This window comes from Parvimonas micra, assembly GCF_037482165.1.
In the GTDB taxonomy this organism is placed as follows: domain Bacteria; phylum Bacillota; class Clostridia; order Tissierellales; family Peptoniphilaceae; genus Parvimonas.
Genome location: NZ_CP148048.1, coordinates 1124908 through 1149273, shown reverse-complemented (window position 1 = coordinate 1149273; position 24366 = coordinate 1124908). Strand labels below are relative to the sequence as shown.

24 protein-coding genes are annotated in these 24366 nt (G+C 28.4%); 20 read left to right on the top strand and 4 right to left on the bottom strand.

Annotated elements, in window-relative coordinates; genetic code table 11:
• Positions 1–41: 41 nt before the first annotated feature.
• The 7 genes from WFJ11_RS05570 (at position 42) to WFJ11_RS05540 (ending at position 5029) form a co-directional block, all read left to right on the top strand.
• Positions 42–959, top strand: a complete 918-nt coding sequence (locus tag WFJ11_RS05570; protein WP_338817105.1) for a TDT family transporter — start codon at positions 42–44, stop codon at positions 957–959.
• Between the two features lie 142 nt (positions 960–1101).
• Positions 1102–1653: a translation initiation factor IF-3 gene (gene infC, locus WFJ11_RS05565; RefSeq protein ID WP_009354441.1), complete on the top strand. Its 552-nt coding sequence runs from the start codon at positions 1102–1104 to the stop codon at positions 1651–1653.
• A gap of 15 nt (positions 1654–1668) precedes the next feature.
• A complete protein-coding gene (rpmI, locus tag WFJ11_RS05560; protein WP_009354463.1) occupies positions 1669–1860 on the top strand; it encodes a 50S ribosomal protein L35 in 192 nt (63 codons plus the stop codon).
• A gap of 18 nt (positions 1861–1878) precedes the next feature.
• Positions 1879–2223 carry a 50S ribosomal protein L20 gene (gene rplT, locus WFJ11_RS05555; protein ID WP_009354971.1) on the top strand — a complete coding sequence of 115 codons (345 nt, stop codon included), beginning with the start codon at positions 1879–1881 and terminating at the stop codon, positions 2221–2223.
• A 46-nt stretch (positions 2224–2269) separates the two neighbouring features.
• A complete protein-coding gene (locus WFJ11_RS05550; RefSeq protein WP_338817104.1) occupies positions 2270–3619 on the top strand; it encodes a TrkH family potassium uptake protein in 1350 nt (449 codons plus the stop codon).
• Positions 3620–3627: 8 nt separating this feature from the next.
• On the top strand, positions 3628–4269 hold the full coding sequence (locus WFJ11_RS05545; RefSeq protein WP_009354784.1) for a potassium channel family protein: 642 nt from the start codon (positions 3628–3630) through the stop codon (positions 4267–4269).
• Positions 4244–5029: an RNA methyltransferase gene (locus WFJ11_RS05540; RefSeq protein WP_338817102.1), complete on the top strand. Its 786-nt coding sequence runs from the start codon at positions 4244–4246 to the stop codon at positions 5027–5029. The genes WFJ11_RS05545 and WFJ11_RS05540 overlap by 26 nt, the downstream gene beginning before the upstream one ends.
• A gap of 59 nt (positions 5030–5088) precedes the next feature.
• Here WFJ11_RS05540 and WFJ11_RS05535 read toward each other — a convergent pair whose 3' ends face one another.
• Both WFJ11_RS05535 and WFJ11_RS05530 read right to left on the bottom strand, forming a co-directional pair.
• Complete coding sequence (locus WFJ11_RS05535) at positions 5089–6426, bottom strand: C1 family peptidase (protein ID WP_338817101.1); 1338 nt, start codon at positions 6424–6426, stop codon at positions 5089–5091.
• Between the two features lie 413 nt (positions 6427–6839).
• Positions 6840–7373 carry a hypothetical protein gene (locus WFJ11_RS05530; protein ID WP_009354522.1) on the bottom strand — a complete coding sequence of 178 codons (534 nt, stop codon included), beginning with the start codon at positions 7371–7373 and terminating at the stop codon, positions 6840–6842.
• Between the two features lie 213 nt (positions 7374–7586).
• Here WFJ11_RS05530 and WFJ11_RS05525 point away from each other — a divergent pair, with 213 nt between their 5' ends.
• The 5 genes from WFJ11_RS05525 (at position 7587) to pepD (ending at position 14599) form a co-directional block, all read left to right on the top strand.
• The gene (locus WFJ11_RS05525; protein ID WP_009355037.1) at positions 7587–8486 is read left to right on the top strand and encodes a YitT family protein; all 900 of its coding nucleotides are present in this window, start codon (positions 7587–7589) and stop codon (positions 8484–8486) included.
• Between the two features lie 216 nt (positions 8487–8702).
• A complete protein-coding gene (locus tag WFJ11_RS05520; protein ID WP_338817100.1) occupies positions 8703–11267 on the top strand; it encodes a L,D-transpeptidase family protein in 2565 nt (854 codons plus the stop codon).
• A 240-nt stretch (positions 11268–11507) separates the two neighbouring features.
• Complete coding sequence (locus tag WFJ11_RS05515; RefSeq protein WP_009355004.1) at positions 11508–12899, top strand: glycine--tRNA ligase; 1392 nt, start codon at positions 11508–11510, stop codon at positions 12897–12899.
• Between the two features lie 8 nt (positions 12900–12907).
• On the top strand, positions 12908–13174 hold the full coding sequence (locus tag WFJ11_RS05510; protein WP_338817099.1) for a glutaredoxin domain-containing protein: 267 nt from the start codon (positions 12908–12910) through the stop codon (positions 13172–13174).
• Positions 13175–13183: 9 nt separating this feature from the next.
• Complete coding sequence (gene pepD, locus WFJ11_RS05505; RefSeq protein ID WP_338817098.1) at positions 13184–14599, top strand: beta-Ala-His dipeptidase; 1416 nt, start codon at positions 13184–13186, stop codon at positions 14597–14599.
• A gap of 98 nt (positions 14600–14697) precedes the next feature.
• On the opposite strand, the gene WFJ11_RS05500 is transcribed toward pepD, so the two are convergent.
• Entirely contained in the window at positions 14698–14895 is a 198-nt protein-coding gene (locus tag WFJ11_RS05500) for a DUF1858 domain-containing protein (RefSeq protein ID WP_009354496.1), read from the bottom strand.
• Between the two features lie 163 nt (positions 14896–15058).
• On the opposite strand from WFJ11_RS05500, the gene WFJ11_RS05495 reads away from it, so the two are divergent.
• The 6 genes from WFJ11_RS05495 to mnmA all read left to right on the top strand — a co-directional run bounded on the left by WFJ11_RS05495 (position 15059) and on the right by mnmA (position 20528).
• Positions 15059–15643 (top strand): methyltransferase domain-containing protein, encoded by a 585-nt coding sequence (locus tag WFJ11_RS05495; protein ID WP_338817097.1) that lies wholly within the window; start codon positions 15059–15061, stop codon positions 15641–15643.
• Between the two features lie 45 nt (positions 15644–15688).
• Positions 15689–15823: a hypothetical protein gene (locus WFJ11_RS05490; protein ID WP_338817096.1), complete on the top strand. Its 135-nt coding sequence runs from the start codon at positions 15689–15691 to the stop codon at positions 15821–15823.
• Between the two features lie 9 nt (positions 15824–15832).
• Entirely contained in the window at positions 15833–17104 is a 1272-nt protein-coding gene (locus tag WFJ11_RS05485; RefSeq protein ID WP_338817095.1) for an MFS transporter, read from the top strand.
• A gap of 170 nt (positions 17105–17274) precedes the next feature.
• Complete coding sequence (gene glmM, locus WFJ11_RS05480) at positions 17275–18609, top strand: phosphoglucosamine mutase (RefSeq protein ID WP_313961060.1); 1335 nt, start codon at positions 17275–17277, stop codon at positions 18607–18609.
• A 1-nt stretch (position 18610) separates the two neighbouring features.
• Complete coding sequence (locus WFJ11_RS05475; protein ID WP_009354327.1) at positions 18611–19441, top strand: DegV family protein; 831 nt, start codon at positions 18611–18613, stop codon at positions 19439–19441.
• 10 nt (positions 19442–19451) lie between these two features.
• Entirely contained in the window at positions 19452–20528 is a 1077-nt protein-coding gene (gene mnmA / locus WFJ11_RS05470) for a tRNA 2-thiouridine(34) synthase MnmA (RefSeq protein ID WP_338817094.1), read from the top strand.
• A gap of 29 nt (positions 20529–20557) precedes the next feature.
• Here mnmA and WFJ11_RS05465 read toward each other — a convergent pair whose 3' ends face one another.
• The gene (locus WFJ11_RS05465) at positions 20558–23485 is read right to left on the bottom strand and encodes a transglycosylase domain-containing protein (protein ID WP_338817093.1); all 2928 of its coding nucleotides are present in this window, start codon (positions 23483–23485) and stop codon (positions 20558–20560) included.
• Positions 23486–23715: 230 nt separating this feature from the next.
• On the opposite strand from WFJ11_RS05465, the gene rplU reads away from it, so the two are divergent.
• Together rplU and WFJ11_RS05455 are read left to right on the top strand one after the other, a co-directional pair.
• The gene (gene rplU / locus WFJ11_RS05460) at positions 23716–24027 is read left to right on the top strand and encodes a 50S ribosomal protein L21 (protein ID WP_004832219.1); all 312 of its coding nucleotides are present in this window, start codon (positions 23716–23718) and stop codon (positions 24025–24027) included.
• Positions 24027–24365: a ribosomal-processing cysteine protease Prp gene (locus WFJ11_RS05455; protein ID WP_338817091.1), complete on the top strand. Its 339-nt coding sequence runs from the start codon at positions 24027–24029 to the stop codon at positions 24363–24365. Before rplU ends, WFJ11_RS05455 begins: the two co-directional genes overlap by 1 nt.
• The last annotated feature ends 1 nt before the right edge of the window (position 24366 follow it).

The window sequence follows — 24366 nt, the reverse complement described above, 5'->3', positions numbered from 1 at the left end:
CTAACTTGAATTTTTTAAAAATTTTAGTAAAGGAGAATTTTATGGATTTATTAAAAAAATTACCTATTCCTATTGCGGGATTGATTTTAGCTATGTTTGCATTAGGAAATTTGTTACAATCTTATAGTAATGTTGTTAGATTATGTATAGGTGGAGTTGCACTTATTTTATATATTATTTTTGTTTTAAAAATTGTTTTGTTAAACTCAAAATTAAAAACTGTTTTAGATAATCCAGTTCCTGCAAGTGTACTTTTAACAATTACAATGGCTACTATTTTACTTAGTAGCTATGCAAAGCCTTATTCTTCAGGCTTAGCTGCTACATTTTGGTTTGTTGGTGTAATCTTACATGCTTTGTTAATTATTTGGTTTAGTATTAAATTTTTACCTAATTTTTCAATTAAGAAAGTATTCCCATCTTGGTATATTGTTTATGTAGGAATTGCAACAGCTAGTGTTACAGCAGGAGCAGCGGGACAATTAAAATTAGGGCAAATTTGTTTTTGGTTTGCTTTAATTTCATATTTTATTTTAATACCTGTTGTATGTTACAGAGTATTTAAAGTTAAAGAAATTCCAGAACCTGCACAACCTACTTTTGCAATTTTATCAGCACCTGGTTCACTTGCACTTGCAGGATATTTGAATACTTTTCCTGAAAAGAATTTTACTTTCGCTGCTGTTTTGTTTGGATTTTCACTATTCTTCTATTTAGTAGTTTTAGTAAATTTACCAAAATTACTGAAATTGAAATTTTCTCCAGGTTTTTCAGGTTTTACATTCCCATTAGTTATTAGTGCACTTTCTTCTAAATTATTTAATGGATATGTTACAAAATTATATGGAGCAAATTCAGTTTTAAAATTATTTGTTAATTTTCAAGAAATATTAGCAACGTTGATTGTACTATATGTTTTTATTGGATATATGAAATTTTTATTTTCAAAAGAGAATTAAATTATTATAAAAATTGCTTGACTATTTAATTAGTATATGTTAAAATATTTAAGTAATATGATGAATGAAGTAGAGTACTCGCTCTCACCTTGTTACTATTTTGTTTCAGGTTTATGTTAATAATTTAAGTTTTGTAATTATTATGGCGGGTGTTTACTCGCCGTTTTTTTATGGAGGTGTTATTATAAAAGAGCTTTTAATTAATGAAGAGATTAGAGCAAAAGATGTTAGGTTAATTGATGCAGAAGGTAATCAAATTGGAGTAGTTCCAATTTCGAGAGCATTAGAAATGGCAAATGAAAAGAAATTGGATCTTGTTAATATTTCTCCTAATGCTAATCCACCTGTTTGCAAAATTTTAGATTATGGAAAATATAGATATGATTCACTAAAGAAAGAAAAAGAATCAAGAAAAAAACAAAAAGTTATAAATGTTAAAGAAATTAGACTTACTCCAAGTATTGATAAACATGATATAGAAGTTAAGGCAAAACATGCGAATAATTTCTTAAAAGGTGGAGATAAGGTAAAAGTTTCTGTAAGATTTAGAGGTAGAGAATTAGGACATACTGATATTGGTAAGGTAGTTTTAAATCAATTTAAAGAACTTACTGCAGAATATGGAAATGTAGAAAAAGATTCCGTAATGGAAGGTAGAAATATGACAATGTTTTTATCACCAAAACAAGATTAATAGGAGGTTTTAGATATGGCTAAAATGAAAACACATAGAGCGTCAGCTAAGAGATTCAAGAGAACTGGTACTGGAAAAATTAAAAGATTTAAGGCATATAAGAGCCATTTAACAAGTAAGAAATCACCAAAGAGAATTAGAAATTTAAGAAAATCATCAGTTATCAGTAGTGGAGATCAAAAAAGAATCAATAATATGATTCCTTAATAATGGAGGTAAAGAGTAATGGCAAGAATAAAACGTAGTTTAAATGCAAGAAAAAAACATAGAAAAGTATTAAAACAAGCTAAAGGTTATTATGGTGCAAAGTCAAAATTATTCAAAGTTGCTAATCAAGCAATCATGAAATCAATGACTTATTCATTCATAGGAAGAAAGAGAAAGAAAAGAGATTTTAGAAGCTTATGGATTGCAAGAATTAATGCCGGAACAAGACAATATGGTTTAAGTTATAGCAAATTTATGTATGGACTTAAGAAAAATAATATAAATATGAACAGAAAAATGCTTTCTGAAATGGCTATAAATGATCCAGAAGGATTCAAAAAATTAGTTGAATTAGTAAAATAGAGAAAATGTCCCTTCATAATTGAAGGGCTTTTTTTTGGAGGTTATTTTGAGAGATTTTATAAAGCAGTTAAAAAATAAGCTTGAAACTAATCCGCCTGCGGTATTAACTTTAGGTTTCTTTTTAATAATAACTGTTGGATCTATTCTGTTATTTTTACCTTTTTCATCTAAAAATTTAAATTTTACAAATTTTTTAGATTGTGTATTTATATCAACTTCTTCTGTTTGTGTAACTGGGCTTTCAACTATAAATATAACTAATGAATTTAATTATTTTGGAAAAACTATTATAATGCTTTTAATTCAAGCAGGAGGATTAGGCTTTATGACAATGGCTACTATGGTAGCTATGATTTTAGGCGAAAAGATAACTTTAAAAGATAGACTTGTAATTCAAGAACAAATGGGATCAACAAAACTTAGTGGAATGGTTAAACTTATAAGATATGTAATTTTTTCAACCTTTTTAATTGAAGGTTTGGGTGCAATATTACTTTCTTTTACATTCGTTCCTAAGTTTGGGTTGAAAGGAATTTATTATTCTATTTTTCATTCAATATCAGCTTTTTGTAATGCAGGTTTTGATGTTTTAGGAGAAAATAGTTTAGAGAGTTTTAATACAAATCCATATTTACTTTTAATAGTTTCGTTTTTGATAATATTAGGAGGTCTTGGATTTCATGTTTATATTGATATAAGTAATTTTAGATTCAATTATAAAAAGTATTCATTGCATACTAAGATTGTTCTAGTAATGACTTTAGGACTTCTTATATTTGGAACAATTGCTTTTTTTGTCTTAGAATATTCTAATGCAAAAACTTTAAAAAACTTAAACTTTTTTGATAAAATTACAAATTCATTTTTTCAATCTGTTACTACAAGAACTGCAGGTTTTGCATCTATAGATCAAACTGGTTTTACGGAATCTTCAACGATTCTAAGTGTATTTTTGATGTTTATAGGAGGCTCTCCTGCAAGTACAGCCGGTGGTATAAAGACAACTACAATATTTTTATTGATAGTAACAACTATATCTTTCATTCAAAATAATAATGAGATAGAAGTTTTTAAAAGGAGAATTTCTTTTTCTTTAGCAAAAAGAGCAATTGGAATATTTGTTATATCTTTGTTACTAGTTAATACTGTAGTTTTTATTTTAACTTTGATTGAAAATGTAAGATTTATAGATTTGCTTTTTGAAACTGTTTCAGCTTTTGCGACAGTTGGACTTAGTAAAGATTTAACTCCACATTTAAAAGATATTACAAAAATATTATTAATTATATTGATGTTTATTGGAAGAGTTGGTCCGCTTACAATTATTTTCTCTTTTTATAAAAAGGTTAATAAAAAGAAATTTAAGTATTCAAGTGGAAATGTTATTGTTGGATAGGAGATAGTATGAAACAAATTGCTGTTATAGGTTGTGGAAGATTTGGAATGAGTTTAGCCATAACCTTGGGAAAACTTGGAAATGAAGTAATGGTTATAGATAAAGATGAAGAGATTATAAACTCTATTGCAGATAAGGTTACGCATGCTATAATTTGTGATGTTAGTGTAGATGGAAGCCTTAAGGAATTAGGACTTGCTAATTTTGATATTTGTGTTGTTGCAATAGGATCTGACTATAAGACTTCAATTATTGCAACTGTAGAAGCAAAAGAGCTAGGTATTCCAAAAATTATTGCAAAAGCGACTGATAGTGTTCAAGCAATGGTTCTAAGAAAAATAGGAGCAGATAGAGTTATAATTCCAGAAAAAGATATGGGAGTAAGAGTAGCAAATAATATAAGTAATTCAAATATTTTAGACTCTATCAATTTATCTGATGAATATTCTCTTGTTGAAATTTCACCAATGGAAGTTTGGGTTGGAAAATCAATAAAGGATTCTGAAATTAGAAATAGACATCATGTAAATATAGTTGCTATAAAGAATAAAGATGGCTTGGAGATAAATGTAGGAGCTGACTATGTTATAAAGAGCAGTGATATTCTTTTAGTTGCCGGTAGAAATGACTGGATTGGTAAGCTGGTATAATATGGAATTTAAAGTTATAGATAGTAAAGATAATAAAAGGTATAAATTATTTAAGAGTCTGTATTTGAAAAAAAATAGAGATAAATATAAATTATTTTTGCTAGAAGGAAAAAAACTCTTATTAGAGGCTATTGGCGAAGAACTTGATATAGAAAATATAATTTGTACTGAAAAATTTATTGAAAACTTTGATTTTAATGAAAAATACTTAGATAAAGTTATAATCTTATCTGAAAAATTATTTAAAAACTTGACTGAACTTACAAATTCTGAAGGAGTCATTACTGTTGTAAATTATATTGAGGATAAAAATATTTCTTCTAAAAATATAATTTGTTTAGAAAATGTAAGTGATCCGGGAAATTTTGGAACAATAGTTAGAACTGCAAATGCTTTTGGAATTAAGGATATATTGACTATAAATTGTGTAGATAAATATAATTCAAAAGTTTTAAGAGCAACTATGGGTGCAATGTTTAGAACAAATATTGTAGATTGTGAAATTGAAAAAATAAAAGAATTACAAAAAGATGGATATAGATTAATTTCTACGACATTAAGTGAAAATTCAAAAATTTTAGAAGATTTTAAATTTGATGGAAAAAATATTGTAGTTATGGGAAATGAAGCAAATGGAGTTTCAGCTGAAATTCTAAGAATTTCAAATGCACATTTAAAAATAGATATGGACAATTCAATGGAGTCTTTAAATGTATCAATAGCAGCTGCAATAATAATGTATAAAATATATAAAAATTAAAGGAAGTGTTTATAAGCACTTCCTTTTTTGTACTATATATTTTTGGGACAATTTTTCAATTATTTTAATCTTGCCAATGCACCAAATGGATCCCATGGTTCAAGTTCTATTGTTTTTTCATCAAGAGCTTTTAACCATTTTTCATCAACGTATTTTTTGTCAACCATTACTTCATAGTTGTATTCATCAAACCATTCATCAGTCATTGAAAAAATACCTTTATCTCCAACTGCATCTCCCCAAGAGTTTTCAACTTGCCATTCTAACGGTTTTCCATTTTCATCAAGATTTACTCCTGTAAACACCATTGCATGAGTTAATACACTTTCGTGATAATCAAGTCTTTCTGCTTTTGTAAAGTTTTCTAAAGTAGGGAATATGTCATCATACAAGAACATATCTAAGTCCATAATTCCTTTTTGCTTTTCCAAAAACTTAATTACATCACAGCCAAACCATATAGGTTCTCCAGCTTTAATTGACTTTATAGCACTTTCTTTTAATACTTCTATAGGAACATTTAAGTATTTTATTTTGTCTGCTTCTTTAACTGTTCCCAAGAATTTTACAGTATAAACTTTTCCGTAAGGTTTGTCATCAGTTGGAGCATTGATTAAACTTATTTTATCTTTTAAATTCCAACCAACATATTTATCGAAAAATTCTTTAGGAGTAATATTTGATATTCTGTGGAATTTTTCGTCTTTATCTCTGTATTCATAGGTAAAAGTTTCAGGAATTTCTCCTAAACATTTAGTTAAAATATTGTAAACTGTATAAAGAGTTTCATTTTTTAAATCTTCAATTTCTTTCAATGATTTGCCAGCTTTATGAAGATTTCTCATATCACAAGCTGCTTTTCTAAGATATTTAGTTAGTATTGCTTCCATATCTCTTGTGTTTGAAGAGTGGAATGTTTCTGGCATAATTCCTTTAGGAACAACACCATATTTTTCTAAAAGACCTCTAAACATATCCCATTGACCGCCATCTTGTACAGGCGCAGTTAAAAGATGAGAAACAACTCTTGAATCAGTTTTTTCGTCTAATGTTTCAATTATACTTTCTAAAAAGAAGTTTGCTTTTTCAAGTTTGTCCCAAAATAGAGTATATGTTTGTGAGTATTCCATAGATTTTATGTTTAATTTTTCCATAGTGGAAACTCTTGCAACATTTAATGCAGAGAACATCCAACATCTACCACTTGATTTTTGGTTTGTTATTTCACCTTTTTTTGTAACATCAGAAAACTGAAAATTATGTCTTTTATAGACTTCGTGATTTGTAGATGCTTCGTGTAACCCCACTTTTGCAACACTTGCAGCTACAATCTTGTTTGTTTTACAAGAATTAAATCTTTCTTTAAATGACTTAAGAATTTCATTTGTTAATGCCATTTGTATCACTCTCCTTAAAAAATTTTTTTGTGAGAAACCTCACAATTACATTGTAACATAAAATTATAATAAATAAAAGATAATTATTATCAAAAATGATAAAAAATTATAAATTTTTAAATATATTATATATTGAGATAAAATAATAAGTAACCTAAGAAATGATATTATAACAATAGTATTTTATTATAAATATTATAAATTTTTAATAATTTTTAAAATATAGAAATAGGAAATATTTGACTAAAAATTCTTGAAATATTGATAAAATGGTAATATATTATATTAATCGCTATAACATTAGAATAATTACAGATAATTAAAAAGGAATGTTTCCTGATAATTACAGGTCACATTCCTTAAAGTAATTAATTTATTTGTATTATGAAAATCTAATATTAATCATTTAAGAATTATTTTAAAACTTCTCTTAGTTTTTCAAGAATATATTCATCAATTGGTTTACCATCAATAAATGCATTTTCTCCATCTGGTAACATAATTCTAAAGAAGTTGATAATTAAATTTCCATCAACTATATAGTAATCATCTAAATGTAATGGAGCAATGTAAACTTTCAAGATTTCTTTATTATTGTTTGGAAATTCTTTGTTTAATTCTTCAATAAGATGATTTACATTAAGAACTTTTATAGGTTTTGCCATAAGTTGTGGAAGTTCAAGGTCTTCCATCATCCACATATTATTATTCCAAAATCTTTTTTCTTCTTTAGTAGCTGTAGAAAGTAATTCTCTATTTTGGATAGCAGATAAAACTCTTCTTACTGATTCTTCATTAAAATCTTTAGTCTTTATAGCTTGTAGTGGATATTGTTTAGCTACATCAACAAAAAAGCTTTCAGCAACTTTTTCTTTTTCAGCTAATGCAGTCCATAAATATAACATGGATTCGATAGTTTCTAAGTTTAATTCAATTTGTTTAATCATATAAGCCTCCAATAAATTATTAAAATTTACAATAAATATGTAAAAAATTTCATTTCTATATTTTGCATAAAAAATTTTTATGAACAATATAAAATATAGTATAAATTAATTGTAAACTTTTTTTGTAAAAAAATCAATACTTATGTAATTTACTTGTTGTAAAATTTGAAAAGTTTTGTTATACTTGTACGGTAGATTATAGGAGGGGAGATTATGAATTATAGTACATTAAGAAAAGTTATTATTACAACATTTGCATCTGTTATAGTATCTGCAGGGGTTTATTTCTTTATGGTTCCTTATAATTTGACTATTGGAGGAACAGCAGGGCTATCAATAGCATTAGCAAAATTTATTCCTGGTATACCTGTTGGGGTATTTCAACTTGGAATTAATATTATTTTGTTTATTTTAGCATTTTTACTTGTAGGAGCAGAGTTTGGTGGACTTAGTATATATGCTACAATTGTATTATCTATTTCACTTATTGCTTTTGAAAAAATATTTCCAAATATTCAACCATTAGTTGATACTCCGTTTATGAGTATGATTATAGGAGTTGGTGTTACGGCTTTTGGTATTGCTCTATCATTAAATCAAAATGCCTCAACTGGTGGAACTGATATCGTTGGAAAAATATTGAATAAGTATATTCATGTAGATTTAAGTGTTGGAGTTTTTATAGCTGATTTCTCTGTTGTAGTTATGGGTTATGCTGCTTATGGAATTAATGCTGCAATGTATGCTCTAGTTGGTATTTTATTTAATGCAGTAGTTATAGATAAAGTTCTTACTGGATACAAGACTAGAATTAAAGTTTATATTAACTCAAGAAAATGGGAGGGTATTAATGATTATATCCTTAATGAGATTGTCAGAGGAAGTACATTGTACGAAGTAAAAGGCGGTTTTAATAAGAGTCAAAGAGTTATGATTGAAACTATTCTTACAAGACCTGAGTACATAAAACTTATGAATTTTATTAGAGAATTTGACAATAACGCATTTGTAAATGTTGCAACAGTTAGTGAAGTTTCTGGAGAAGGATTTAGTTACCTTACTGAAGAAAATAAAAAAGTTTTAAAAGAAAAGAATAAAACTAGAAAAATGTAATTGTAAAACTGTTATGAAGATTTGTTTCATAACAGTTTTTTATATGAAATAAACACAGTAAACATCGATTTCTTATTGACTTTTTACATAAAATTTTATATACTATAATTGGGATGATAATTATATGTTTTAAATTAAAATATATTTAATTTGATAGTATGTCTATCAAAATTAATAGTGTTTATTTATTTTTATAATTTTAATAAAGGAGGAGCTATGAGAAGAAAATTTTTATCAAGAGTTTTGTTGATTTTATCTTTATTTATGGTAAATATTCTTGTTTTAGATAATTATGAAGATAAAAATATTGTTGTTGCTGAAGGCTTTAGTGGTTGGAAAGAAGAAGACAATCAAAAGTATTTTTACCAAAATGGTAAAAAATATACTGGAAAATATCAAGATAAATATTTTGTAAATGGAAAATATGCCAACGGAATTTATGAAGGAATTCTATATAAAAATGGTGTAGAGCAAAAAGGAAAGGTTTATGTAAACAACATTTTTTATGATCCTGATGGGAAACCTGCAAATGGATGGTATGATGATGGCACAGCATGGTATTTTTTCCAAGATGGTAAAAAATATACAGGAAAAGCTGTAGATGCAAATGGCGAAATGTATTTCGTAAATGGGAAATATGCTAATGGATATATAGATAAACTTTTCTATAAAGATGGTAAGTTAGCAGATTGGTGGTGTGATGATGGCACAGCGTGGTATTTTTTCCAAGGTGGTAAAAAACATAACGGAATTGGAAAAGATGCTAATGGAATAAGATTATTTGTAAATGGAAAATATGCCAATGGAATATATAATGAAAAATTATATAAAGATGGTGTAGAGTCAAATGGTAAAATTTATGTAAATGGAATATTTTACGGATATGATAAAAAACCAGCAAATGCATGGTATGACGATGGTACAGGTTGGTATTTCTTTAAGGATGGTAAAAAGCTCACTGGAAAAGGAATAGATGCAAATGGTGAAATGTATTTCGTAAAAGGAAAATATGCCAATGGTTATGTAGATAAACTTTTTTATAAAGATGGGAAATTAGCAGATTGGTGGTGCGATGACGGAACAGCATGGTATTTTTTCCAAGGCGGGAAGAAACATAATGGAAAGGGAAAAGATGCTAATGGAATAAGATATTTTGTAAACGGAAAATATGCTAATGCTTATATAGATGAGATTTTTTATAAAGATGGAGAAATTGCGAATTGGTGGTGTGATGATGGAACAGCATGGTATTTTTTCCAAAATGGGAAGAAACATAATGGAAATGGAAAAGATGCTAACGGAATAAGGTATTTTGTAAATGGAAAATATGCCAATGGAATATATGATGATAAATTATATAAAGATGGTGTAGAGTCTGATGGTAAAACTTATGTAAATGGAATATTTTACGGATATGATAAAAAGCCAGCGAATTGGTGGTATGATGATGGAGAAGGATGGTACTTCTTTAAAGATGGTAAAAAATACACAGGAAAAGCAGTAGACGGAAATGGCGAAATGTATTTCGTAAAAGGAAAATATGCAAATTGTTATATAGACGGATTGTTTTATAAAGATGGAGTAATAGCCAACTGGTGGTGTGATGATGGAACAGCATGGTATTTTTTCCAAAATGGAATAAAACATAATGGACTTGGAAAAGATGCAAATGGAACAAGATTATTCGTAGGTGGAAAATATGCCAATGGAAGATATAATGAAAAATTATATAAAGACGGTTTAGAATCTGCGGGGAATACTTATATAAACGGATTGTATTATGCCGAAGATAAATATTTAGCAAATGGTTGGTATGATGATGGAACTGCATGGTATTTCTTTAAAGATGGTAGAAAGCATACAGGAAAAGCTGTTGATGGAAATGGTGAGATGTATTTTATAAATGGTAAGTATGCTAATGATTATGTTGGAGGAATTTACTATAGCGAAGGTAAAATTGCAGATTGGTGGTGCGATGATGGAACTGCATGGTTTTTTTTCAAGAACGGAAAAAAACTTACAGGTTTTGGAGTAGATGCTAATGGAAGAAGATATTTTGTAAAAGGAAAATATGCCAATGGAAGATATAACGGAAAGTTATATAAAGATGGTTTAGAATCTGAAGGCAATACTTATATAAACGGTTTATATTTTGGAGGAGATAAATATCTAGCCAATGGTTGGTATGATGATGGGTATGATTGGTATTTTTTCCGAGATGGAAGAAAACATAATGGATATGCAACAGATGGAAATGGTTCAAGATATTTTGTAAACGGGAAATACGCAAATGGATATTATGGAGGAAAATCCTATATTGATGGAGTTGAAGTAGGCTTGGCGGATTCTGATTGGTACGTTTCAAATGGAATTTGGAGGTCCAAAAATACAGGTAGAAGTTGCCATGTAAATGGAAATTTTATAGTAGTAAGTTTGAGTGATCAAAAGTTATGGCTTGTTAGAAATGGAACTATAATTTCTAAAGTAGGTATTGCAAGTGGTAAGCCTTCTACACCTACTGTAACAGGAATTTTCAGTGTGCTTTCAAAGGAATATTCGAGAATTCTAAAAGGACCTGGATATGCTTCTTGGGTTCAATATTGGATGCCATTCCATGGAAGTTATGGAATTCATGATGCAAATTGGCAACCAGGTTATGCTTTTTCAGATTATTACTACTATAGAAGAGGTGGCTCACATGGTTGTATAAATGTTTATCCTGGTTCAATGGGATATATTTACAATAATTCTTATATTGGAATGAGAGTTATAGTCTATTAGTATTGATTTTAAAAAACAAATATGTTAGAATTATCTTGTTAATACTTACGTTGAACGATAAAAAATAATATGAAAATTTTAGAGAGTAGTTGTTTGGTGCAAAATTACATTTTTGTATTATGGGGAAATCGGGAGTAAATTTTTTAGAGAGATGTTTTTTAACATAATTAGGGTGGAACCACGGTCATATCGTCCCTTGCGATATGGCCTTTTTGTTTATTTAAATTTAGGAGGAATATTATGAAATCAGAAAAGAGTATGGAAAAAGTTGTTTCTTTATGTAAAAATAGGGGAATAATTTATCCAGGGTCAGAAATTTACGGTGGACTTGCAAACACTTGGGATTATGGTCCTTTAGGTGTTGAATTTAAAAATAATGTAAAAAAAGCTTGGTGGAAAAAATTTGTTCAACAATCAAAATATAATGTTGGTCTTGATAGTGCAATTTTGATGAATCCAGAAGTTTGGGTTGCATCAGGCCATGTTGGAAGTTTTAGTGATCCTTTGATTGACTGTAAAGAATGTAAATCTCGTTTTAGAGCTGATAAACTTATCGAAGATTTTTATTTTGAAAATAATCTTGGAGATATAAATGTTGATGGTTGGGAAAACGAAAAAGTTGAAGAGCTAATGAAAGAAAAAAATATTTGCTGTCCAAATTGTAAAAAGCAAAATTTTACAGGAATAAGAAGATTTAATCTTATGTTTAAAACTTTTCAAGGTGTAACTGAGGATAGCAAATCTGAAATATATTTAAGACCAGAAACTGCACAAGGTATTTTTGTTAATTTCAAAAATATTGCTAGAACTTCAAGAAAGAAAGTTCCTTTTGGTATTGCTCAAGTTGGGAAATCTTTTAGAAATGAAATTACTCCTGGTAATTTTACTTTTAGAACTCGTGAATTTGAACAAATGGAATTGGAATTTTTCTGTAAACCTGGAGAAGATTTAGAATGGTATGACTATTGGAAAAACTATTCTTTTAATTGGTTATTGTCTTTAGGAATGAATGAGGAAACTTTAAGGCTTAGAGACCATGAACAAGAAGAATTGAGTTTTTACAGTAAAGCTACTTGTGATATAGAATTTTTATTCCCATTTGGTTGGGGAGAACTTTGGGGGATTGCAGATAGAACAGATTATGACTTATCAAGACATATTGAAGTTTCCGGAGAAGATTTAAGATATATAGACCCTGTTACAAATGAAAAATATATTCCATATTGTATTGAGCCTTCACTTGGAGCAGACAGAGTTGCGTTAGCATTCTTATGTAATGCTTATGATGAAGAAGAGATAGGAGAAGGAGATGTTAGAACTGTTTTAAGACTTCATCCCGCTTTAGCTCCATTTAAGGCTGCAATTTTACCACTTACTAAAAAATTGTCAGATAAGTCTGATGAAATTTATGATGAACTTTCAAAATATTTTATGATAGATACAGATGTTTCAGGAAGTATTGGAAAAAGATACAGAAGACAAGATGAAGTTGGAACTCCTTTCTGTATAACTGTCGATTTTGATACTTTGGAAGATGATTGTGTAACGGTTAGATTTAGAGATACTATGGAACAAGAGAGAATAAAAATCTCAGAACTAAAAGATTTTATTGAAAAGTCTTTAGAATTTTAGGAGGAATTATGGTTAAGAAAAAAGTTGTTTTTGGATCAAGTATGTGTCCTGATTGTATTGTTATGAAAAAGGCACTTGATGAAAGAGGAGTTAAGTATTTGTATTTAGATATTACTGAAAATTTAGCAAATCTTAAAAAATTCTTAAAATTTAGAGAAAATCCTGCATTTAATTTTGCTAAGGAAAATGGCTCAATAGGGATTCCTGCAATGGTAATAAATGATGGAGAAAAAATAATTTTTAGCATAGAAGAATTTGATGAATATAATAAGTAGGAGGCAATTATGTTAGAAAATTTAAAACCTGAAAGAGTTTTTTATTATTTTGAAGAGCTAACTAAGATTCCAAGAGAATCTGGAAATGAAAAGGCAGTTAGCGATTATTTATATAGTGTTGGAAAGTCTTTAGGATTAGAAACTATTCAAGATGAAAGCAATAATATTGTTATAAGAAAACCTGCATATAAAGGTTATGAAGATCACGAACCTGTTGTTATTCAAGGACATATGGATATGGTTGCAGAAAAAGCTGACGGAGTTGAACATAATTTTCTAGTTGATCCTATTCCTGTTATTGTGGATGGAGATTGGGTTAAGACTAAAGGTACAACTTTAGGAGCTGATGATGGAATAGCAGTTGCAATGGGACTTGCCATTTTGGAAGATAAAGAAGCTAAACATCCTGCACTTGAATTACTTGTAACTACTGATGAAGAAAGAACAATGGCAGGTGCAAGAGCTGTAAAAAGAGAGTTGTTAAAGGGAAGAAAACTCTTAAATATTGATGCTGAAGAAGAAGGAGTGCTTTTATCAGGATGTTCAGGTGGACATAATGTTATGGGAACTTTGAAAGTTAAATTTGAAGAAAATGATAAGAAAAATACTTTTGTTTTATCTGTAAATAATATGCTTGGTGGTCACTCAGGAATGGAAATTCATCAACAAAGAGGAAATTCTTTAAAATTTGCTCTTAAGGCTATGGATATGGTAAAAGAAATAGCAGATTACAGATTGGTTAGTATCGAAGGGGGAACAAAACATAATGCAATTCCTAGAGATGCAAAAGTTGTTTTTACAAGTGATGCTGATGAATTTAAAATTGATTTTTCTAAATTAATTAATGAATATCCACTTGATAAAGATATGAGAGTTTCTATAGAAAAAGTTGAAAATGTAAAAGAAGTTTTATGTCATGGATGTCAAGAAAAAATTGAAAATGTAATTAGAAATATTCCTCATGGAGTGTATTCAATGATGGAAGAATATCCATCAATCGTTGAATGTTCAGATAATTTTGCTATGATTAAATTTGATGGAAATTTTGTTAGATTTACACTTTCATTAAGAAGTTCAAATCCTAAGACTTTTGAAGAATATACAAATATTGTAAAGAAAGTTTATGAAGAAAATGGTGTTGAATATACATTAGAAGATTATTATAAACCATGGGAGTTTGCAAAAGTTTCAAAATTAAGAGATACTGCTTTAGAAGTTTATAAAAATTTAACAGGAAAAGAAATGAAAGTTGAAGTTGTTCATGCCGCATTAGAACCAGCAGTTTTTGTTGATACATTCCCTGATATGGAAATGATATCAATAGGACCTACAATGAAAGATGTTCACAGTCCTGTTGAAAGATTAAATATTCCTTCAACTCAAAGAACTTTTGAATTTGTAAAAGAATTATTAGAAAAATTATAAAAAATAAGTATATAATATATAAAAAATCGCGATAACCTTACTCGCGATTTTTTTATGTACTACTCACCGAACACTTTTGTGAAAGGTGAGGAATAATTTTAATTTGAATTATTTTCGTTTAAGACTTCAAGAAGTAAATCTAAATTTAGTCCATGAACCATTGTAGCTTCTTCAAGAGTCTCCATTTGACTTGCAGGACAACCAACACAAGAAAGTCCAAAATTAAATAGGATTTCAACAGCATCCGGATGGATTTGAATAATGTCTCCTATTAGCATATCTTTTGTTATTTTCATAACTGCACCTCCTAGTTATCTTATACCCATATAATACAGGTAATTTAGAAAAAAATCAAGTTATTAATTTTTTTTGTAAAAATTTGTATAGTTAAAAAATTAAAAGTAAATTAGACTAACACCTTATTTTGTGATAAAATAATAAAGTCGTATGGAGGCTTATATGAAATGTTGTGATAGTAAAAAAGTAATAGATAATCTATATAAAAATATTGCTGTAAACGATAGATTAAGAGAAAGTGAAGATAGTAAAGAGATTGAAAAGAAGATTGCTTTAAGTCTAGGTTATACTTTAGAAGATATAGAAAATGGAGCAAATCTTGGCTTGGGTTGTGGTAATCCTATTCAAAATGCAAATTTAAGATGTGGAGAAACAGTCTTAGATTTAGGTTGTGGTAAAGGAATGGATGTTTTTAAGGCTTGTAAAATAGTTGGGAAAGAAGGCTTTGTTATCGGAGTTGATAGACTTCCTGAAATGATTGAAAGAGCAAATTACATAAGAGAAAAAAAGAAGTTTTTAAATACTAAATTTATGGTTTCAGATATAGATAATCTTAAAGTTGAGAGCAATACTGTTGATTGTGTAATTTCAAATTGTGTTATAAATTTATGTGAAGATAAGGAGAAAGTTTATTCTGAAATTTTTCGAGTTTTAAAATCAGGGGGAAGAATTTCAATTTCAGATATTGTTCAATTTAATGAATTGCCATCATGGGTCAAAGATGAACCGATTTTTCATGCAACTTGAGTCGCTGGCTCAATAACTTCGGAGAAGTTAAAGAATATTTTAAAAATGGTAGGTTTCGAACTTTATACTATAATTGAAGAGGAATTAACTGAAGAATATCTTGCAAAATGGGGACATAAAATAGATTTAAAGAAATATATAAGACGTGGTAAAATTTTAGCTTTTAAGCCAAAAAATTAGGAGAGAAAAATGGAAAAATTATATTCATCAATTTTTATGATTATTTTAACTTTTGTAATTATATATTTTATTTCAAAGAAATACGATTTGGATAGAAATCAAAAGTTAATATTTTGGTTGTTTGTACTTTTTTGGAGTGGAATAACAGTTGTAAGAGCTTATAGAAAGCTCTATGCTATAAGTCCTATGAAAGAGGGGGGGCTTGGTTTTTCGATTGTTTTGGCTGCACAGATAACTTCTGCATACGGACTAATAAGTTGCTTTATCAGACTGCCAATTTTTATATTGAGTGATATTTTTAATAGAAAAAAAATATTTATTCAAATTGCACTTTTTATTTTAACATTAGCATCTTTAATGGTCGTTTTAAAACCAAGCTATAATACTCTTTATTTTTCATCAATAGCTATGGGAATATGTGCATCTATGCTTGCAGTTTTCAATGTGTTGTTTTCAGAGACTTTTTCTAAGGAAAAAGCTGCAATTTCAGCGTCGATTCTATCAATAGCACCGCTTTTAGCAGAATTTATAGCAGCTCCAATACAGTATTTGTCAACTTATGGTACATACAAGAATTTTAAATTGCTTTGGACACTTTCTGCTACAATTTCAATTGTAGCTTTGATATTAAGTTTTTTTGTTAAAGATGTTTCTTATTCTGCAAAGAGATTTAGCTTTGAAAAAGTTAAAAAAGTTTTTGAATTTAAAGGCTATTTATATATCTGTTTAATTGCAATTTTAGTTTCATTTATAAAGTTTTCAACGTCAGGAGCAAATATGATTGCTTATGCAAAAGTTAATTTAAATATGCCACCTATATGTTTGGCTTATATTGACGTACTATTTGCTTTTCCACAACTTATTGCAAGTGTATTAGCAGGAACTTATTTTGCAAAGAAGATAGGAATTGAAAAAACTTTAATCTTAGGTTTAGTTTCAAATCTAATATTTTATATAATTATTTTATTAACTAATTCATATATCCCTGCATTTTTTGGATATATTTTTAATGGTTTTGGCTATGGAATTGCGTATACTTGCTTGATTTCAATGGCTATGCAATACTTTGAAAAAGAAGATAGAAATGTAAGTATGGGAATTTTTCAATTGTTCTTTGCTATGGGAGTCTATTTTGGAGATAGAGTTTATCTATGGATTTCAAAGTTAATACCAGAGGGAATTTTAGGATTTGAACAGAACAAATCAATTTACCTTATAGTTGTTGTCATTACTTTATTAAGTATAATAATGGCACAATTTAAAATAAAAGAGAAAAATTAAAAAAGTATTGTACTTTATTTATAATAGTATGAGAAATTTAAATTTAGTACGATAAATATAAATACATTGTTTTTTGCTATAATTAATGATTTTTTTCTTTATTTATGATATAATTGTTGTGATTATTTGTGTAATCAAGAATAAATTTAGAAAATAAAACAGGAGAAAAAATGGGTAATTATTTTGGAACAGATGGTGTAAGAGGAGTATATGGAGAAAATTTAACTGACGAACTTGCATATAAACTCGGAAAATCTGTTGGATATATTTTAAAAGATAAAGAAGAAAAGTTATTTATAATAGGTAGAGATACTAGAGAAAGTGGAAAAAATCTTGAGAGTAGTTTAGCTAAAGGCTTATTAGAAATGGGCTTTAATGTAGTTACTATTGGAATAGCGCCAACACCAACAGTTGCTTATTTAATTAAATATTTTAAAGCAGTTGGAGGAGCTGTTATTTCTGCTTCACATAATCCTTTTAAATATAATGGAATTAAGATTTTTAATGAAGATGGCTTCAAACTTTCTGATGAAATAGAATTTAAAGTTGAAAATATTTTAGATGATGAAAATTTTGACTTTGGAGAAGTTCAAGAAGGAATTTTCACTGAAGAAAAAGAGGCGGTTTCTATTTATGCGGATTATTTAAAATCAAGAGTAGATGCAGATTTTTCAAATTTAAAAATAGCAGTAGACTTTGGAAATGGGGCAAGTTATAAAATTGCGAGAAAATTATTTGAAGAGTTAGGAATGGAAGTTATTTCTTTAAATACTGCTCCTGATGGAAAGAATATTAACTTAAATTGTGGTAGTACAAATATGGAAGTAATAAGAAAAGCCGTTTTGGAAAATGATGTTGATATGGGATTTTCTTTTGATGGAGATGCTGATAGATGTTTAGCTGTTGATGAAAAAGGAAATATTATGGATGGAGATCATATTTTAGCAGCAATGGCTAAGTCATATAAAGAAAAAGATGAACTTACAAATAATGCTGTTGTTGGAACAGTTATGAGTAATATTGGACTAAAAAAATATTTAGACTCAATAGATGTAAATTTTGTTGCAGCAAAAGTTGGAGATAGGTTCGTTCTTGAACAAATGCTTGAACATGATTACATTCTTGGAGCTGAGCAATCTGGACATATGATTTTCTTAAATGATAGTACAACGGGAGATGGGACTTTTACAGCTTTAAAGATTTGTGAACTAGTTGCAAGTAGTATAAATAAATTGTCTTATTTTAATGAGCTTATGGTTTCATATCCACAAGTTTTAGTAAATGCAAAAGTTAAGCTTGAAAATAGAAATGCTTATGCACAAGATAAGGAAATAGTTGCTGAGATAAAACAAATTGAAGAAAAATTTTCAGGTAATGGAAGAGTTTTAATAAGACCTTCTGGAACTGAACCTTTAGTTAGAGTTATGATTGAAGGAGAAAATCAAGAAGAATTGGAAGTTGAAGCTAAAAAACTTGCCAAATTTATTGAAGAGAGGTTAGGATAGTATGAAAGATAGATTGATAGTTGCTGACAGTTGTTGTGATTTAACAGAGGAGATGAAAAGCAAACTAGATATCGAATTAGTTCCTTTGACATTACAACTGGATGATGTTGATTATTTAGATGATGAAAATTTAGATGTAGATAAATATATACAAGCTATGAGAAATGCAAGTTCTATAAAAACAGCTGCACCATCTCCTAAACTTTTTATGGATAAATTTGAAGAGGCAAAAGAAGTTTTTTGTGTAACTTTATCTGGAAAATTAAGTGCAACATATTCTAATGCATGTTTAGCAAAGACAATGGTACTTGAAAAGGGAGAAAGATTGATTCATGTTTTTGATACTAAGTCTGCTGCCTCTGGAGAAACTTTAGTTGCCTTGAAAATTCAAGAATGTATAGATAAAAAAATGACGTTCCAAGAAATTGTTGATAATGTAACAAAATACATTTCAGAAATGAATATATTTTTTGTTTTGGAAAGTCTTGATAATTTAATAAAAAATGGAAGAATTTCTAAATTAAAAGCTATGATTGCTTCTGCTTTTTCTATAAAGCCTGTTATGCAAGGTATTAATGGTGAAATAGATATTTATAAGAAAGTTAGAGGCTTAAAAAAAGCATATAGTGAATTAATTGATGCAATAGCTGAAAATAGTTCAAATATTGAAGAAAAAATATTGGTAATAACTCATTGTAATTGTTTGGAAAGAGCAAAAGAAATAAAGAATAAAATAGTTGAAAGATACAATTTTAAGGATATTTTGATTGTTTCTGCAAGAGGATTATCTTCTACTTACGAAAATGAGGGTGGAATAATTATCAGTTATTAGTGAGGTAATTTTGAATAAAAGAGTTATTTTAGGAATGAGTGGCGGGGTCGACAGTTGTGTTGCCTGCCATTTGTTATTGGAAGAAGGTTATGAAGTAATTGGAGTTACTATGAATTTAGTACCTAAAGGACATCTTTATGATGAAGAAAAAGGCTGTTGTTCTTTATCCTCTGTTATGGATGCAAAAATTGTTGCTGAAGCTATGGGAGTAAAGCATTATACAATGAGCTTTAGGGAAGAATTTGATAGAAAAGTAATTGAAAATTTTGTAAGAGAGTACTCTCTTGGTTACACTCCGAATCCTTGTGTTGCTTGTAATAAATACATTAAATTTAATAGCTTTGTGGAAAAAATAAAGCCTCTAAAGGCTGATTTTATTTCTACTGGACATTATGCAAAAGTTGAATTTGATAAAAATTATAATAGATACTTATTAAAAAGAGCTAAAGACTCTAAAAAAGATCAAACTTATTTTTTATACAATACAAGTCAAGAAGTTTTATCAAAGACTTTATTTCCACTTGCAGATTTAGAAAAGGAAGAAGTAAGACAAATTGCTAAAGATGAAAATATTTTGACTTATTCAAAAAAAGATAGTGAAGAAATTTGTTTTGTTCAAAATAGAGATCATGGTCTTTTTATTAAACAAAGGAATCCCGAATTGATAAAAGAAGGATACTTTATTGATGAAAAGGGAAATAAACTTGGAAAACATAAAGGTATAGTTTACTATACTGTTGGTCAAAGAAAAGGTCTTGGAATTGCACTGGGTAAAAGAGTATTTGTATCTAAGATAAATGCAATAGATAATACAGTAACATTATCGGATGAAGATGCACTTTATAAAGATAAAATAAAAATAAGGGAAGAAAATTTTATACCTTTTGATACTTTAGAAAAGCCTTTGGAAGTTAGTGTAAAAGTAAGACATGGTCAAAATGAAACTAAAGGATTATTATTCTATAAAAATAATGAGTTATTTGTAGAATTTGAAAAACAAGTAAGAGCCCCGAACAAAGGACAATCAGCTGTGTTTTATTTGGATGATATTGTAATAGGTGGCGGAATAATCGATGAAGTATACTAAAAAAGAGTTGCGATTGCAACTCTTTTTTTTTATGGATTGTTATTTTCATTTGTGTTAGTATTAGTATCGTTAGTATTAGTATCGTTAGTATTACTATTACTATCGTTATTATTATTATTGTTGTTATTATTACTGTTGTTATTATTATTATTATTGTTATTGTTATTTGTATTTGGATCATCTACTATATCAGATACATCTGATGGAGGTGGATTAATAAAGTCATCTCTAGAATAATCAGTTTTACCTGGTTTATAAGCACTAGCTTTAATATAATATTTTCTCTCTTCAACATATTGCTTTGGAGTAGATTCAGTAGCTAATTTTCCATTTCTTTTATCAATCTTATAATAAACAAAATATGATTGTTCAAATTTTGTAGGTTCAGTACCTTTTACAAAATATTCATAAACAGCTTTTCCTGATCCTTCTGTAGCTAACAATCCTGATCTGACTGAAATGTATTTCTTAATTACATTTTCAGGAGGTGGGTCAAATTTCTTTGCCTTTTTACCTTCTAAGACTATCTTATTAACTTTTCCCCAAAGGGTTGCTGCCATAGAATTATTATTATTTAGTTCTATATTTTGATTATCAAATCCAATCCATGTTCCAATAGTATAATAAGGTGAAAAACCAACGAACCAAGAGTCTCTAAGGTCACTTGTAGTACCTGTTTTACCAGCAACTTCTATTGTTGGATGTTTAGCACCAGGTGCCATAGCATCAGGGACTCCTTTAAGTATATCTCTCATAATAAAAGCATTAGCATTTGACGTAACTTCTCTTTGCTTTTGATCTGGTTCTAAAATCACTTTACCTGTAGAGTCGACTACTTTTGTAAATGAAATAGGTTCAAGGTATTTTCCATCATTTGCTATTGAGGCATAAGCAGCGGTCATTTTTAAGTTAGTCATACCTCTTGTCATACCACCTAAAGCCATACTTGATAAGTTTTCGTCATTATATTCAATATTTTCTGACCTTGAAACATAAGTATCATCTAATTCATTTTCTTCATTTATTAAACCAAATCTTTTCAAATATTCTTTTGATTTTTCAATTCCAATTTTCTCTAGCGTTTTAACTGCATTTACGTTTATAGACTGAACAATACTTTCTCTAAGCGTTTGAAGACCTCTATAACCATTATACCAGTTTTTTGGCCACAATTCGTGCTTATCATTATAGTGTGGAGCATCTTCAATTCCAGTAGCAGCAGTATATCCATTATCAAGTGCAGGTGTATATACTCCGATAGGTTTCATAGTAGAACCTGGTTGTCTCGGAACTCTATAAGCTCTATTTAGAGGATTACCTTTTGTTTCTCTACCTCCAATTATTGCAATTAATTCGCCTTTAGTATGGTCTATTACTACAGAAGAGGATTGTGGTTGAACTGTTCCATCTTCATCTATTTGGAAGTATTTTGAGTTTAAAGTTAAATCTCCATTATCATTTACATTATAAAAATCTTTATAAGTTTCAAAGAAACTTGCAGAAATTTTAAAAGTTTTTTCATTTTCAATAGTTAAATTTTCCTCAGGAACTTGAAAACTTCCTATTCCATGGGTTACAAGATTGTTTTGGTTATTAATAGTATAGAAACTTGATACCGCTAAAACATTTTGGTACATGGAAATTCTATTACTCTTAATTTCCAAAGATTTATCTTCGTTTATGGTAAATTCTCCTTTTGGAATTATAATATTATTATTTCCATCGATAATATTAGATTTTTTATATAATATTATCTTTCCATTAGAATCAGTTATATTATTCGATCTATCTCTTTTAAATGAAGCAAATGCAGGTCCACCACTTTTTGGGGCCTTCATAACATTTGCAAAATCACTATAAAGATTTTCTAAATTTTTCTGAATAGTTTGATCCATTGTAGAATGAATAGTCAAACCACCATTGTATATTTTATTCCAGGCTTCTTCTTTTGTATAATTATACTTTTTCATTAACTTTTCAGCAACTTGGTATTTAACGTATTCTGTGAAGTAAGTTGAAACCTCTCTCTCAAATCCCTTATTAGGCTTGATAGCAGCAAATACATCTTCTTTAAGAGCTTCTTCATATTCTTCTTTAGTTATTTTCTTAAGCTGATACATTTTTTTCAAAACATATTTTTGTCTATCTAGTACTTTAGGATTATATACTGCTTTATAAACTTGACCATTGATGTTTAAATCTTTTATAACAGAAGATTCATCATTTACATTTTCTGGCTTAATAGTCTTATATAGAGAATAGTTTGATGGACTTTGAACAATAGCTGCAAGAAGTGCAGATTCTGCAATAGTCAAATCTTTTACATCTTTTGAAAAATACCCTTGACTTGCTGATTGCACACCATAGGAATGCTGTCCTAAGAAAACTCTATTTAAATAGGCTTCAAGAACACCTTCTCTTTTTAAACTATCTGTAATTTTAATTGCAAGATATGCTTCTTTTAATTTTCTTTCTATTTTCTTTTCGTTAGAAAGGTATAAGTTTCTAGCTAATTGCTGAGCAATTGTTGAACCACCTCTAAGTCTACCTTTAGCAGTATCGAAAAGACTCTTTGCAATACCAATAGGGTCAACACCTTTATGTGTATAAAATCTTTCGTCTTCAATAGAAATAAAAGCATTTACCAAATGTTCAGGAACATCGCTTAGTTTTACAATTGTTCTATTTTCTAAGTTTTCTATTTTTTCAACTACATTTTCATCTCTATCTAAAATTTTAGAAGATTGAATCATTAGTTCATTTATATTAGACGTATCAACAACTGGAGCATCTTTCATAATATCTACGAATGTTGTTGCAAAAATTCCTGTAATTCCTGCTCCAAGCATAAGAATAGTCAATATAGTTATGGTTAAAATTTTGAAAATTGATTTTCCAGAACTTTGCTTCTTATTTTTAGGTTTTGATTGTATACTTCTTATTTTTTTCTCTGACATAAAAAACCTCCTCAAAGAACAATCATTTTGATTTTTATATAATTACTTTTATCTTATTTTTAAAATAATATAAATTATTATACCATAAAATTAAAATAATATAAAATTTTTTGAAAAATCTTGATTTTTTGTTATTTTTATGATATACTACTTGTTGTGTTACCGCACGGATTAGGTTTTTAAAGCATAGCACCTAATTTCGGCGAGACTTAAGAATGAGGAGGTGCACTATGTACGCAATAATTGAAACTGGTGGTAAACAATACCAAGTTGAAGAAGGACAAAGCATTTTTGTTGAAAAATTAAATGTTGAAGAAGGTTCTAAAGTATCTTTTGATAAAGTTCTTTTAGTTTCTAAAGATGGAGATATTAAAGTTGGTTCTCCATTGGTTGAAGGAGCTAAGGTTGAAGGAACTGTTGAAAGACATGGAAGAGGAAAGAAAGTTATAATTTTCAAGTTCAAAGCTAAGAAAAATTATAGAAAGAAAAAAGGACATCGTCAACCATTTACAAAAGTTAAAATTGAAAGTATTGCATTTTAATGACTGATATTTATATTTTTAAGAAAAAAGATTTATATTACGGATTTGAAATGGATGGACATGCTGATTTTAGTAAAGAGAATGATATTCTCTGTGCATCATTATCTATTTTATCTATGAATACACCAAATTCTATTGAAAAAATCTGTTCCATAGACCCTAAGTATATGGATATTGATGTAGGAGATGGTTATTTAAAGATGATGATAGATATTGAAAATTTAGATGAAGCTAAGGTTAGAGATATTCAGACGATAATAAAAACTTTTGAAGTTGGCATTATATCATTGAAAGAAGAATATAATAAATATATTGAGATTTATTATAAGGAGGTGTAGA